The organism is Phyllobacterium calauticae, from assembly GCF_019991125.1.
Taxonomy (GTDB): domain Bacteria; phylum Pseudomonadota; class Alphaproteobacteria; order Rhizobiales; family Rhizobiaceae; genus Phyllobacterium; species Phyllobacterium calauticae.
This window is the reverse complement of sequence record NZ_JAGENB010000019.1, coordinates 1-11,690: the sequence shown is the minus strand read 5'-3', so window position 1 is coordinate 11,690 and position 11,690 is coordinate 1. Positions and strand designations below refer to the sequence as shown.

The window sequence follows — 11,690 nt, the reverse complement described above, 5'->3', positions numbered from 1 at the left end:
AAGGGTGAGCGGTCGTCCGGGCAAAGCCCGGGAAAACAGTCCAGTGGACTGTTTTAAGACCCGAACGGGCAAAGCCTGTCCCCGCAACCAACCAAAACAACCTTCCAACATAGCGCACATCCTCAGGCTCACAACCTGAAGGGTGAGCGGTCGTCCGGGCAAAGCCCGGGAAAACAGTCCAGTGGACTGTTTTAAGACCCGAACGGGCAAAGCCGCGCACCGCAACCAACCAAAACCAGCTTCTCACAAAACACAAACATAACCCCGCCAAAAGCGGGGCTTTCGTCGTTCGAGGTGGCGCAAAAATACCAACGCCCGAAGTCCCTTGTGCAGCAATATATTCGTCGGCTAATAATGCTCAAAGAGTTTGAAACGTTCATTCTGCTCAACCCGAATAACCATTGCACGGGTTCGATGCCGAGGTAATCTGGCAGTGTCATTGTCCATGCTTGCAGCCAAAGGAATTTTCGACAGATGAGCGACGATGTAAGCGAGATACATGGCGTACGCGTTCTTCTGTTCGCCGGGGAGGGTGACAAACTTGCCGCTGCGCGGGATGCCAATACGTTCCTCAGCGAGACCTGGGCGCAGGACGCAACGCTCGCTGTGATTCCGGTTTCACGGCTGGGCGATGATTTTCTCGACCTCAAGACCCGAATCGCCGGGGAAGTCATCCAGAAATTCGTCAACTATCAGATTCGCCTGGCCATTCTCGGAGATATTTCCGCATGGGCGGACACAAGCAAGCCATTGCGCGATTTTGTCTATGAGACGAATCGCGGCCGCAGCCTGTGGTTCATTCGCGATCTGGCAGAACTAGAGCAACGGCTGGCAATTCACGCAGCCGGCTAACGCGGTTTTGCCGCGGGTGCCGTGGTGCCGCGCGTCACCAGTTCGAACCCGACATTGACCGCTGCTGCTGGTGCACATTCCCGGGCGGAGCTGCGATCGAGAACCTGCAGCAGAAGTTCGCCGGTCCTGCGGCCGATCTGTTCGGCATCGATGCGAATCGTTGTGATCGCCGGAACACATTGCCGGGCAATATCGAAATCGCCAAAGCCCATCAGCGAGAGATCGCCGGGGACCTTGATGCCGCGCCGGTGACATTCCATCAGCGCGCCGACGGCGGAAATGTCGGAAACGGCGAAGACCGCTTCCACTTCGGGGGCCTGTTCCAGCAATATGCCGAGCGTAAGGGCGCCATGATCGTAGGAAACCGGGGCTTGGCCGGCGCGAATCACCAGTTCATCACTCAGGCCAGCTTCGCGCAGCACCGAGGTGAAACCTGCGAGCCGTGATTCGCCGCGCAAATCCTTCGCATCGCTGTCCATCCTGGATCCAAGCGCACCGATTCGCCGGTGCCCCAATGCCAGCAGGTGCAGTGCCGCTGCCCGTCCGACTTCATAATTGGAAAAGCCGACCGCATGGTCGATCGGATGTTCCGGCGTATCCCAGATTTCGACGATCGGAATACCAGCCCGCAGCATCATTTCATTGGCCGCCTTGGTGTGGGTGGTTCCCGCAACCACAATCGCATCGGGCCGCCGGGCGAGCATGGCGCGGATGATTCGCTCTTCCTCCTCCAGCCGGTACATGGTGTAACCGATGAGGAGCTGATAGTCGGCCGGCCGCATGGCCTCGGCAAGACCCTGCGCGGTATCGGCGAAATTGGAATTGGTCAGGGTCGGCAGAATCGCCGTGATAAAGTTGGTGCGCCGGGAGGAAAGGCTGCCCGCCACCCGGTCCGGCACGTAGCTCAGCTGCTCGATGGCCTTCATCACCCGGTTACGGGTTGATTCGGAAACGAGATCAGGGTCCGCCAGCACCCGCGAAACGGTCATCTTCGACACGCCGGCGAGGCGGGAGACGTCGTGCATGGTGGCTTTGGGCGAAGATGGCGGCACGGTTCGGTCCTGTCTGTTCCGAATCAGTTACTTCGGGGCGATCCTGTTGTAAACCACGTGGTAGAAACGGCCATCGAACATGCGCATCATTTCATCGGTGATGGCCCGGCCTTCGAGGCGCACCGGCGAGGCAAGGGCTTCCTTCACGGCTTCCATCGAGGGATAGTCGACCTCCTGGACCATGGCGATGGGGGGCGAATCAGGGTCCGAATCAACCGTGCGCATGACGCGCACCGCCTGGGCGTTCGGCATGCGCTTCCAGACAGGCAGCAATCGCTCCTCCACCATCTGAAAGAAGGCGTCTTCCTGGCTTTTATGAATCGTTCCCTCGAAAATGGCCGACCGGGTGAACATGGATCCTCCTTGCGGGTTGAGAGCGTGGCATTTTCGCCTTGCCACTTGTAATGATACCGATAACATGCTTGATTGGAAACACAAGCAGCAAAATTGACAAGCCGTCAGGGAATGCTGCCGAATGGTTTGAATAGGCTGCGGCTTGATGCTTCTGGACGAAATACTGTCGAAGACTCGTAGCGCAGTATCGCGGAATCAACAGGCCGAATGGGAATGTTATCGAGAACAATTGATACACACTGAGACTGGCGGGTGATGCTCGGGAGGCATCGCCGGAATCATGGACAACACGACAAGTGGAGGAGACAAGAATGGGTATTTCAAAATCATTGCGTGTGATGGTCGCGGCCGTCGGCCTTGCCGCTGCAGGGCTGTTTTCGGCAGTCGATGCCAATGCGGTCACGCTGAACGACATCACCTCGCGCGGCACCGTCCGAATCGGCGTGCTTACCGGCGCGCCGCCGATGGGCATGGTCGACGAGAAGGGCAATCCGACGGGTTACGACGTCGATGTCGCCAACCTGATTGCCGGTTATCTCGGCGTGAAGGCAGAACTTGTGCCGCTGACGCCGCCATCGCGCATCCCGGCGCTGCAGACCGGCAAGGTCGATTTCCTCATTGCGACGCTTGCGCCAACGGGCGAACGCGCCAAGACGGTGATGTTCACCCAGCCCTACAGCGCTTTCAACATGGTGATCGTTTCCGGCAAGGACCAGAAATTCGCGGCCCTCTCTGAACTCGGCGGCAAGCGCGTCGCGGTCAATCGCGGCTCGTCACAGGAAGCGGCCTTGCGCAAAGTCGCCGTTCCAGGGCTCGAGCTCGTGGTCTACGAGGATGATTCGACCACGGCCCAGGCGCTGATCGCCGGACAGGTCGATGCCGTCGCGCTGCCATCGACGGTGGCCGACGCCGTGTTGAAGCAGCTGCCCGATGCCGGTCTACAGGTTGGTTTCACCTTCTTCCGCCAGGGCAACTCCATGGCAACGGCGCTGCAGGATTTCGAGATGCGCCAGTGGCTCAATACGGCGATTTATCTGATGAAGAACTCCGGCGAGCTCGATGCCATTTCGGTCAAGTGGACCGGCCAGCCCATGCCGCAGCTGCCATCCTTCTGATCTGCCGCTCAATCGGTTCACCGGGCAAAGTCTGCCCGGTGCCATTTTCCAATGGAGACCGGAGATGTCCTACACCTTCCAGTTTGGCGTCATCGCCCAATACCAGAATGAAATTCTGGCCGGCATATGGATGACGATCAAGCTTTCCGTGGCGTCGATCATCCTTGGTTGTGCCGCCGGTATTGTCCTTGCGTCGATCCGCTCGATGAAAACGGGCATCGGCCGCATTCTCGTCGATGCCTATGTCGAGATCATCCGCAACACGCCGTTTCTCGTGCAGCTCTTCATTGTCTATTTCGGCCTGCCGGGGCTCGGATTGCGCGTCAGCGCGGTGACGGCTGCCCTGATCGGCATGACGATCAATCTCGCCGCCTATTCCACCGAGATCATCCGCGCCGGCATCGAATCCATTCACAAGTCGCAGATCGAGGCGGGCGAAGCGCTTGGGTTCACGCGGCTGCAGATTTACCGCCATGTCATCATCATGCCGGCCATTGCCAAGGTCTATCCGGCGCTGTGCAGCCAGTTTGTCCTGATGATGCTGGCATCGTCGGTGTGCTCGGCGATCTCGACGAAGGAGCTTGCAGCATCGGCCGCCTTCATCGAATCGCAGAGTTTCCGTTCCTTCGAAGTCTATATCGTCGTCACGCTCATCTATCTGGCGCTGGCGCTCGCCCTGCGCGGTGTGCTGGCCGTTATCGGGCTGTGGTTGTTCGGCCGCCGCGTGGCACGGCGAACCGCGGTCGCTCTTCCGGAGGTGCAGGCATGATTCTCCGTACCTTCGGTTTCAGCGAATTCGGCTTCCTTGTCTCGGCGCTGCTGTGGACGGTTGTCCTGACGATCATCGCGCTCAGCGGCGGCGGTATTGTCGGCTTCGTCATCGCGCTTGCCCGCACCTCCACGCACAAGTGGCTGCGGATTGCGGCCGCAACCTATATCCAGATCATCCAGGGCATCCCGGTGCTGATGATCCTGTTCCTGTCCTATTACGGGCTGAGCCTCGCCGGACTGCAGCTGCCGCCTCTCGTGGCAGCGGGCGCTTCGATGACGATCTACGCGTCGGGCTATCTCGCCGAGATCTGGCGCGGCTGCATCCAGTCCGTGCCCAAGCCGCAATGGGAGGCGTCCGAATCGCTCGCCATGACGCGCGTGCAGCAATATCGCTATGTGATCCTGCCGCAGGCGCTGCGCATCTCGTTGCCGTCAACCGTCGGCTTTGCCGTGCAGGTGGTCAAGAACACGTCGATCACCTCGATCATCGGCTTTGTCGAACTCGCCCGTGCGGGCCAACTCATCAACAATGCGACGTTCCAGCCCTTCCGCGTGTTTCTTGCGGTCGCGGCGCTGTACTTCGTCGTCTGTTATCCGCTGTCCCAGCTGTCGCGTTGGCTGGAAAGGAGACTCCATGCCAGAAGTCATCGTTGAAAATGTCCATAAAAGCTTCGGCTCGGTCGAGGTGCTCAAAGGTGTCTCGCTAACGGTCGAGCGCGGCGAGGTGATCGCGCTGATCGGCCGGTCGGGTTCCGGCAAGAGCACGCTTTTGCGTTGCATCAACGGCCTGGAAAAGATCAATTCCGGCCGCATCAAGATTGCCGGCCACACGGTGAGCAGCGATCCCAGGCAGCTGCGGGAACTGCGCCGGGACGTCGGCATCGTCTTCCAGAGCTACAATCTTTTCCCGCATCTGAGTGTCGGCGACAACATCATGCTGGCGCCGAAGATCGTCAAGAATGTCGCCAGGGCACAGAGCCGCGAAACCGCGGAAAACGTGCTGAAGCTTGTCGGTCTTTCGGAAAAATTCGATGCCTATCCGGATGAGCTGTCCGGCGGCCAGCAGCAGCGCGTCGCCATTGCCCGCTCCCTCGCCATGCAGCCGAAAGTGATGCTGTTCGACGAGGTGACGTCTGCGCTCGACCCGGAGCTGACCGAGGAAGTGCTCAACGTCATGGAACAACTGGCACGGGACGGCATGACGATGATCCTCGTGACCCATGAGATGGCTTTTGCCCGCCGGGTCGCGACCAGAACCATTTTCATGCACCAGGGCAAGATCTGGGAGGAGGGGCCATCGAAACAGCTCTTCAGCGATCCCAAGACGCCGGAGCTGCGCCAGTTCGTCAAAGCCGATGTCAAGTAAATCCATTAGGGAATCCCATGATCATGCCGATCGATATTCTGCAGCTATGCCCACTGATGCCCGCACTCGAAGCGGATCTTGCCAGACACTATACCGTGCATCGTTGGTTTGAGACGACGGACCAGCCGGGCTTCCTGAAATCGCATGCGGATCGAATCCGCGGTGTGGTGACGGGCGGGCATATCGGCATTCCGACCGAGCTTGCGGCTCAATTGCCCAAGCTGGAAATCGTTTCGATCAATGGTGTTGGTTACGACAAGATCGACCTGAACGCGGCACGCCAGCGCGGCTATCGCGTCGCCAATACGCCGGATGTTCTGACCGCCGACGTGGCCGACCTTGCGCTTGGGCTGATCATCAATCTGGCGCGGCAGCTTGTTCTGGCCGACAATCATGTTCGCGCAGGCAACTGGCCAAAGGGCGAACTCGGCCTCGGGCACCGGGTAACGGGCCGGCGCTACGGCATTTTCGGGCTTGGCCGCATCGGCCAGGCCATCGCCAAACGCCTTGTCGCCTTTGACGGGCAGATTTCCTATTCGGGGCGCCGCAAGCTCGATGTTCCCTATACATTTTACCCGACGCTCGCGGAGCTTGCAGCCAATTGCGATGTGCTGATCATTGCGGCGGCCGCTTCGGCCGAGACCAGGCATGTGGTCAATGCCGATGTGCTGAAAGCTCTTGGGCCCAAAGGCAGTCTGATCAATATCGCCCGCGGTTCGCTTGTCGATGAAACCGCTCTCGTTGCAGCCTTGCAGCATGGTACCATTGCGGGAGCCGGGCTCGATGTGTTCGCGGACGAGCCGCGTGTGCCGGAGGCGCTGTTCGGCATGAAGAACGTCGTGCTTTCGCCGCATGTGGCCAGTGCCACACACGAGACACGCCGGGCCATGGCCGATCTTGTGCTTGCCAATCTGGAAGCGCAATTTGCCGGCAAGCCGCTGCCGGCGGCGGTTGTTTGACAGATATCGCGATAGACAGGGGAAGAGCCGCCATGGCCGATGCATCCATGATTGCTGTTATTGGCGCGGGGCTCATGGGCACCGCGATTGCCACACGGCTCATCGAGACCGGCCATCCGGTCACGGTGTTTGACGTCGATGCGCAGAAGGTGGCGGCACTTGTGGCCAAAGGCGCCGTGGCGGCACTTTCGGTTGCCGCGGCCACAGCGCAAAGCCGGTTCGTCATTCTGAGCCTCAACCATGCCGATATTGTCCGGGCGGTCGTGTTCGGCGCGGATGGCGTGGCTGCGGCCGCCGGAGCCGACAGGCTGCTGATCGACATGTCGTCGATTGATCCGAAGGAAACCGCTGACATGGCGGCAGTGCTGGCGGAATCAACGGGGATGAAATGGCTGGATTGCCCGTTGTCCGGCGGTGTTCCCGGTGCGCTTGCCGGGCGATTGACCGTGATGGCTGGCGGCGATGCCGCCGATTTCGAGCGCGGCCGAATCGTCATGCAGCATCTCTGCGCCAACTATACGTTGATGGGGCCGAGCGGGGCGGGGCAGACGACGAAGCTGATCAACCAGCTGTTTTGCGCCGTGGCGTTCCAGGCGGTTGCCGAGGCGGTGAAGCTGGCGGAAGCGGGTGGCGTTGATCCGGCGCTGATACCGCAGGCGCTGGCGGGCGGGCGGGCCGACAACCGGATCATGCAGGAATTCATGGCTAAGTTTGCCGCGCGCGACTACACGCCGACCGGGCGCATCGACAACATGCTCAAGGATCTCGATTCGCTGCAGGTCTTTGCGCTGAAGACGAAGACGCCGTTGCCGATGACCGGTCAGGTCGTTGAAATTCACCGGCTGCTGTGTGCAGCCGGTCTAGGGGCGCGCGATTCAGCCGAGATGATGCGGCTTCTCGATGGCTTTTCCGGCTAGAATCACAGTTCTTGCGCTCTCAGCCATGCCACACTGGCCTCGACGATCTGCGTGATCGGATGCGCGACATCCTGTGTGAACACGAGTGGTTCACCCGTTGGCGATTCCAGCGTCGCCAATTGGCTGTCGAGCATCGACAGCGGCATGAAATGCCCAGTGCGCTTGCCCATGTGATCGCGCAAGACGGCCAGGCTGCCGTCGAGAAAGACAAAGGCGAGGGTCCCGCCCGCTTCCCGGCGCAGCCGGTCGCGATACATCTTCTTCAATGCGGAGCAGGACACGACCACGCCTTTTTCGGCCTTGGCGAGTTCCGCGCCGATCTTGTCGAGCCACGGCCAGCGGTCCTCGTCGGTCAGCGGGATACCCGCCGACATTTTCTTCACATTGCTTTCCGGATGCAGCACATCGCCTTCGATGAACGGCAGGGACAGTGCCGCCGCGATGCCCTCTCCAACTGAAGATTTGCCGGAGCCGCTCACGCCCATGACGATCAGCCTGATCATAGGGAAGCCGTGATGCCGCCATCGACATGGATGACCTGGCCGTTGACGAAGGACGATGCATCGCTGGCCAGAAACACCGCCGCACCGACCAGTTCCTCGACATTGCCCCATCGTCCCGCCGGGGTGCGCTTTTCCAACCAGCCGGAGAATTCCGGATTGTCGATCAGCGCCTGATTGAGCGGCGTCTTGAAATAGCCGGGTGCGATGGCGTTGACCTGCAGGCCGTATTTGGCCCAGTCCGTGCACATGCCGCGCGTCAGGTTGCGGACGGCGCCCTTGGTTGCGGTGTACGGCGCGATGGAGGGCCGCGCCAGTTCGCTTTGCACGGAGGCGATATTGATGATTTTTCCGCGTCCACGCTTGATCATGTGCTTTGCCACGCTCTGTCCGGCATAAAAGACACTGGACACATTGGTCTGCAGCAGCAGCTGCCACTTGTCTTCGGGAAAGTCCTCGAGTGGCGTGCGGAACTGCATTCCGGCATTGTTGAACAGAATATCGATCGCGCCAATATTTGTCTCGATCGTGTCGACGCCGGCCTTGACGCTTTCCAGGCTGGTCACGTCGAACGCGGCCGCATGAGCTTTATGGCCCGCCGCCCTGAGTTCGGCAACGGCGGCATCGACCTTTGCCGCATCGCGGCCATTGATGATGATTTCCGCGCCGTGTTCAGCCAATCCCTTGGCCAGGGCAAAGCCGATTCCCTGGCTGGATCCCGTAACGAGGGCGCGTTTTCCCTCCAGGCTGAACAATGGATAGGCCATTCTTTGTTTCCTCCGGTTCTGCGGAATTCCGATTGCAGGATGTCATCGCTTCCTTCTCCGCTTGACATAAATGTTATCGATAACATATGCAAGTATTCCGGTGTTATGGCGCTGAAATTGATCCCGGCCGTTGCGGCTGGAGGCTTGAAGCGCAAGGGGAGGAACGTATGAAGGCTGTTGTCATCCACGCGGCAAAGGACTTGCGCATCGAGGAGCGCGATCCCGGCATTCCCGAAGCCGGGCAAGTGGATATTGCCGTTGAGGCCGGCGGCATATGCGGCTCGGACCTGCACTATTACAATCATGGCGGGTTCGGCACGATCCGGCTGCGCGAACCGATGATCCTCGGCCACGAGATTGCCGGAACCATCAGGGCATTGGGGTCGGGGGTCAGTGGTCTTGCCGTCGGTGACCGGGTGGCGGTATCACCCAGCCGTCCCTGCAACCATTGCGATTATTGCCTGCAAGGGCTGCAGAATCATTGTCTCAACATGCGCTTTTACGGCAGCGCCATGCCCATGCCGCATGTCCAGGGCGCATTCCGCCAGCGGCTGATTGGCGAGGCCTGGCAATGCCACCGGGTGGCGGATGGCGTTTCGATCAACGAGGCGGCCTTTGCCGAACCCTTTGCGGTGACGCTGCATGCGGTCAAGCGTGCCGGTTCATTGCTTGGCAAGCGTGTCCTTGTTACCGGCTGTGGTCCGATTGGAGCGCTGACCATCCTGGCGGCGCGGGCGCATGGCGCCCGGGAGATTGTCGCGACCGATGTCATGGATGCGGTGCTGGTCAAGGCCCGGGAGATCGGGGCGGACCGGACCATCAATGTCGCCGACCATCCGGAACAACTGGCAGCCTATTCCGCCAATAAGGGTTCGTTCGATGTGATGTTCGAGGCATCCGGCAATGAACGGGCCCTGCGCGCCGGGCTCGACGTCCTGCGCCCGCGCGGCATTCTCATGCAGCTCGGCCTTGGTGGGGACATCGCCATTCCGCAGAACCTGATCGTCTCCAAGGAAATCGATCTGCGCGGCTCCTTCCGCTTCCACGAGGAGTTCGGCCTCGCGGTTGATCTGATCGGCCGGAAAATTGTCGATGTGAAGCCGCTGCTCACTGGCATCTTCAGCCTTGACGAGGCGGTGCAGGCCTTTGAGGCCGCGGGCGATCGCAGCCGTTCGATGAAGGTGCAGCTCGCATTTGCCTGACATTCGTGCCGGGAATGCCCCAAATGTCCATTGAAACCGCTTTTCCCTATGTTAAGGTCCGGCGCCGCTTCCCCTTTGACAGAGCGTTGATGCTTTCGGGTCTATCGCCGGGGGATTGTTCGGCATAAGCGTTTCGGGAGAAGGCCGGTCGACGGCTGCAGCGTGACGGCCCTGGTGCCGTCATCAGGAAGGACAGAACATATCATGACAGTGCACCAGAACCTGATCGACGGCACGTGGATCGGTGGCGATGCGATCGCCAACATCAACCCCTCCAACACCAATGACGTCGTTGGTCAATATGCGCGGGCGACGGCCGAAGACACGCTGAACGCCATTGCCGCGGCAAAGGCTGCGTTCCCGGCCTGGTCGCGCTCCGGCATTCTTGAGCGTCACGCCATCCTGCGCAAGACCGCCGATGAGATCACCGCCCGCAAGGACGAGATCGGCCGGCTGTTGTCACGCGAGGAAGGCAAGACCCTGGCCGAAGGCATCGGCGAGACCGTGCGCGCCGCCCAGATTTTTGATTTCTTCGCCGGGGAAGTCCTGCGCCTGGCCGGCGAGGTTCTCCCCAGTGCACGGCCGAACATCGGCGTGGAAGTCACCCGGGAAGCCGTGGGCGTGGTCGGCATCATCACACCGTGGAATTTCCCCATCGCCATCCCCGCCTGGAAGATTGCGCCGGCATTGGCCTATGGCAATACGGTGGTTTTCAAGCCTGCGGATCTGGTTCCCGGCTGTTCCTGGGCGATTGTCGATATATTGCACCGCGCCGGGTTGCCGAAGGGCGTGCTCAACCTCGTCATGGGCAAGGGTTCGGTTGTCGGCCAGACCATTCTGGACAGTGCCGATGTCAATGCCATCACCTTCACCGGTTCTGTGGGGACGGGCAAGCGCGTCGCTGCCGCCTCCATTGAACATATGCGCAAGTTCCAGCTGGAGATGGGTGGCAAGAATCCGTTCGTCGTATTGGATGATGCGGATCTGACTGTGGCTGTGGAAGCCGCTGTCAACAGTGCCTTCTTCTCGACCGGCCAGCGCTGCACAGCGTCATCGCGCATCATTGTCACCGAAGGCATCCACGACCGGTTCGTTGCGGCGGCAACCGAGCGCCTGAAGGGTGTCGTTGTCGATGACGCCCTGAAAGCCGGAACCCATATCGGGCCGGTGGTCGATCAGAGCCAGCTGAAGCAGGACGAGGACTATATCGCCATCGGCAAGACCGAGGGCGCCAGGCTGGCCTTCGGCGGCGAGCGGCTGACCCGCGATAATCCCGGTTTCTACCTGCAGCCGGCATTGTTCACCGAGGCGACCAACCAGATGCGGATTTCCCGCGAGGAAATTTTCGGCCCGGTCGCCAGTGTTATCCGGGTCAAGGATTATGAGGAAGCGCTGCATACCGCGAACGATACGCCGTTCGGCCTGTCCTCGGGCATTGCGACGACGAGCCTGAAACATGCAACGCATTTCAAGCGCAATGCCGAAGCCGGCATGGTCATGGTCAACCTGCCCACGGCAGGCGTGGATTTCCACGTGCCGTTCGGCGGACGCAAGGGCTCGAGCTATGGCCCGCGCGAGCAGGGCAAATACGCTGCCGAATTCTATACGACCGTGAAGACGGCCTACACGCTGGCCTGACGCGCGCTTTCTCCATTTTCATGACAGATCGGTTTTTGACGGGCGGTGCGGTTGCACCGCCCGTTTTCATTGGCTTCTGGGTGTTGTCTCCGTTGAGTTATCCCCAGGGGTTGCTTGGCTGATTTGAGAAAGTTTGGATTTGTGCGTTTTTTTGGGAAAGGCGTGTTGACAGTTTTGGTGGGTGGGGTCTATATACC

Annotated in this window: 13 protein-coding genes; 9 read left to right on the top strand and 4 right to left on the bottom strand. The window is 60.2% G+C overall.

Translation table 11 applies throughout. The features are described 5' to 3' along the window. The first annotated feature begins 474 nt into the window (after positions 1–474). Positions 475–852: a DUF4180 domain-containing protein gene (locus J1W56_RS25655; protein ID WP_223616121.1), complete on the top strand. Its 378-nt coding sequence runs from the start codon at positions 475–477 to the stop codon at positions 850–852. Here the strand turns inward: J1W56_RS25655 and J1W56_RS25650 are convergent. Both J1W56_RS25650 and J1W56_RS25645 read right to left on the bottom strand, forming a co-directional pair. Continuing rightward, positions 849–1,877, bottom strand: coding sequence for a LacI family DNA-binding transcriptional regulator (locus J1W56_RS25650; RefSeq protein ID WP_223616122.1), 1,029 nt, complete (start codon positions 1,875–1,877; stop codon positions 849–851). The two genes, J1W56_RS25655 and J1W56_RS25650, sit on opposite strands and share 4 nt — an antisense overlap. Positions 1,878–1,931: 54 nt before the next feature. After that, positions 1,932–2,258, bottom strand: a complete 327-nt coding sequence (locus tag J1W56_RS25645) for an EthD domain-containing protein (RefSeq protein WP_223616120.1) — start codon at positions 2,256–2,258, stop codon at positions 1,932–1,934. Positions 2,259–2,569: 311 nt separating this feature from the next. Between J1W56_RS25645 and J1W56_RS25640 the strand changes: the two genes are divergently transcribed. The 6 genes from J1W56_RS25640 (at position 2,570) to J1W56_RS25615 (ending at position 7,386) form a co-directional block, all read left to right on the top strand. Beyond that, positions 2,570–3,373: a transporter substrate-binding domain-containing protein gene (locus tag J1W56_RS25640; RefSeq protein WP_223616119.1), complete on the top strand. Its 804-nt coding sequence runs from the start codon at positions 2,570–2,572 to the stop codon at positions 3,371–3,373. A gap of 64 nt (positions 3,374–3,437) precedes the next feature. Next, positions 3,438–4,142 carry an amino acid ABC transporter permease gene (locus tag J1W56_RS25635; RefSeq protein WP_223616118.1) on the top strand — a complete coding sequence of 235 codons (705 nt, stop codon included), beginning with the start codon at positions 3,438–3,440 and terminating at the stop codon, positions 4,140–4,142. After that, positions 4,139–4,798 carry an amino acid ABC transporter permease gene (locus tag J1W56_RS25630; protein ID WP_223616117.1) on the top strand — a complete coding sequence of 220 codons (660 nt, stop codon included), beginning with the start codon at positions 4,139–4,141 and terminating at the stop codon, positions 4,796–4,798. Before J1W56_RS25635 ends, J1W56_RS25630 begins: the two co-directional genes overlap by 4 nt. Beyond that, complete coding sequence (locus J1W56_RS25625) at positions 4,779–5,510, top strand: amino acid ABC transporter ATP-binding protein (protein ID WP_223616116.1); 732 nt, start codon at positions 4,779–4,781, stop codon at positions 5,508–5,510. The genes J1W56_RS25630 and J1W56_RS25625 overlap by 20 nt, the downstream gene beginning before the upstream one ends. Positions 5,511–5,533: 23 nt before the next feature. Beyond that, positions 5,534–6,469, top strand: coding sequence for a 2-hydroxyacid dehydrogenase (locus tag J1W56_RS25620; RefSeq protein ID WP_223616115.1), 936 nt, complete (start codon positions 5,534–5,536; stop codon positions 6,467–6,469). 32 nt (positions 6,470–6,501) lie between these two features. Further along, positions 6,502–7,386 (top strand): NAD(P)-dependent oxidoreductase, encoded by an 885-nt coding sequence (locus J1W56_RS25615; protein WP_223616114.1) that lies wholly within the window; start codon positions 6,502–6,504, stop codon positions 7,384–7,386. A 2-nt stretch (positions 7,387–7,388) separates the two neighbouring features. On the opposite strand, the gene J1W56_RS25610 is transcribed toward J1W56_RS25615, so the two are convergent. Then, positions 7,389–7,889 carry a gluconokinase gene (locus tag J1W56_RS25610; RefSeq protein WP_223616113.1) on the bottom strand — a complete coding sequence of 167 codons (501 nt, stop codon included), beginning with the start codon at positions 7,887–7,889 and terminating at the stop codon, positions 7,389–7,391. Continuing rightward, on the bottom strand, positions 7,886–8,653 hold the full coding sequence (locus J1W56_RS25605) for an SDR family oxidoreductase (protein WP_223616112.1): 768 nt from the start codon (positions 8,651–8,653) through the stop codon (positions 7,886–7,888). Before J1W56_RS25605 ends, J1W56_RS25610 begins: the two co-directional genes overlap by 4 nt. Before the next feature lie 167 nt (positions 8,654–8,820). Here J1W56_RS25605 and J1W56_RS25600 point away from each other — a divergent pair, with 167 nt between their 5' ends. Continuing rightward, entirely contained in the window at positions 8,821–9,855 is a 1,035-nt protein-coding gene (locus tag J1W56_RS25600; RefSeq protein ID WP_223616111.1) for an L-idonate 5-dehydrogenase, read from the top strand. Positions 9,856–10,059: 204 nt separating this feature from the next. Further along, a complete protein-coding gene (locus tag J1W56_RS25595; RefSeq protein WP_223616110.1) occupies positions 10,060–11,493 on the top strand; it encodes an aldehyde dehydrogenase family protein in 1,434 nt (477 codons plus the stop codon). Positions 11,494–11,690 lie beyond the last annotated feature (197 nt).

What these genes read in the sequence shown, in the direction of transcription:
- J1W56_RS25655 (WP_223616121.1), top strand. Translation starts at nt 475, where the DNA reads ATGAGCGACGATGTAAGCGAGATACATGGCGTACGCGTTCTTCTGTTC.
- J1W56_RS25650 (WP_223616122.1), bottom strand. Translation starts at nt 1,877, where the DNA reads ATGCACGACGTCTCCCGCCTCGCCGGCGTGTCGAAGATGACCGTTTCG.
- J1W56_RS25645 (WP_223616120.1), bottom strand. Translation starts at nt 2,258, where the DNA reads ATGTTCACCCGGTCGGCCATTTTCGAGGGAACGATTCATAAAAGCCAG.
- J1W56_RS25640 (WP_223616119.1), top strand. Translation starts at nt 2,570, where the DNA reads ATGGGTATTTCAAAATCATTGCGTGTGATGGTCGCGGCCGTCGGCCTT.
- J1W56_RS25635 (WP_223616118.1), top strand. Translation starts at nt 3,438, where the DNA reads ATGTCCTACACCTTCCAGTTTGGCGTCATCGCCCAATACCAGAATGAA.
- J1W56_RS25630 (WP_223616117.1), top strand. Translation starts at nt 4,139, where the DNA reads ATGATTCTCCGTACCTTCGGTTTCAGCGAATTCGGCTTCCTTGTCTCG.
- J1W56_RS25625 (WP_223616116.1), top strand. Translation starts at nt 4,779, where the DNA reads ATGCCAGAAGTCATCGTTGAAAATGTCCATAAAAGCTTCGGCTCGGTC.
- J1W56_RS25620 (WP_223616115.1), top strand. Translation starts at nt 5,534, where the DNA reads ATGCCGATCGATATTCTGCAGCTATGCCCACTGATGCCCGCACTCGAA.
- J1W56_RS25615 (WP_223616114.1), top strand. Translation starts at nt 6,502, where the DNA reads ATGGCCGATGCATCCATGATTGCTGTTATTGGCGCGGGGCTCATGGGC.
- J1W56_RS25610 (WP_223616113.1), bottom strand. Translation starts at nt 7,889, where the DNA reads ATGATCAGGCTGATCGTCATGGGCGTGAGCGGCTCCGGCAAATCTTCA.
- J1W56_RS25605 (WP_223616112.1), bottom strand. Translation starts at nt 8,653, where the DNA reads ATGGCCTATCCATTGTTCAGCCTGGAGGGAAAACGCGCCCTCGTTACG.
- J1W56_RS25600 (WP_223616111.1), top strand. Translation starts at nt 8,821, where the DNA reads ATGAAGGCTGTTGTCATCCACGCGGCAAAGGACTTGCGCATCGAGGAG.
- J1W56_RS25595 (WP_223616110.1), top strand. Translation starts at nt 10,060, where the DNA reads ATGACAGTGCACCAGAACCTGATCGACGGCACGTGGATCGGTGGCGAT.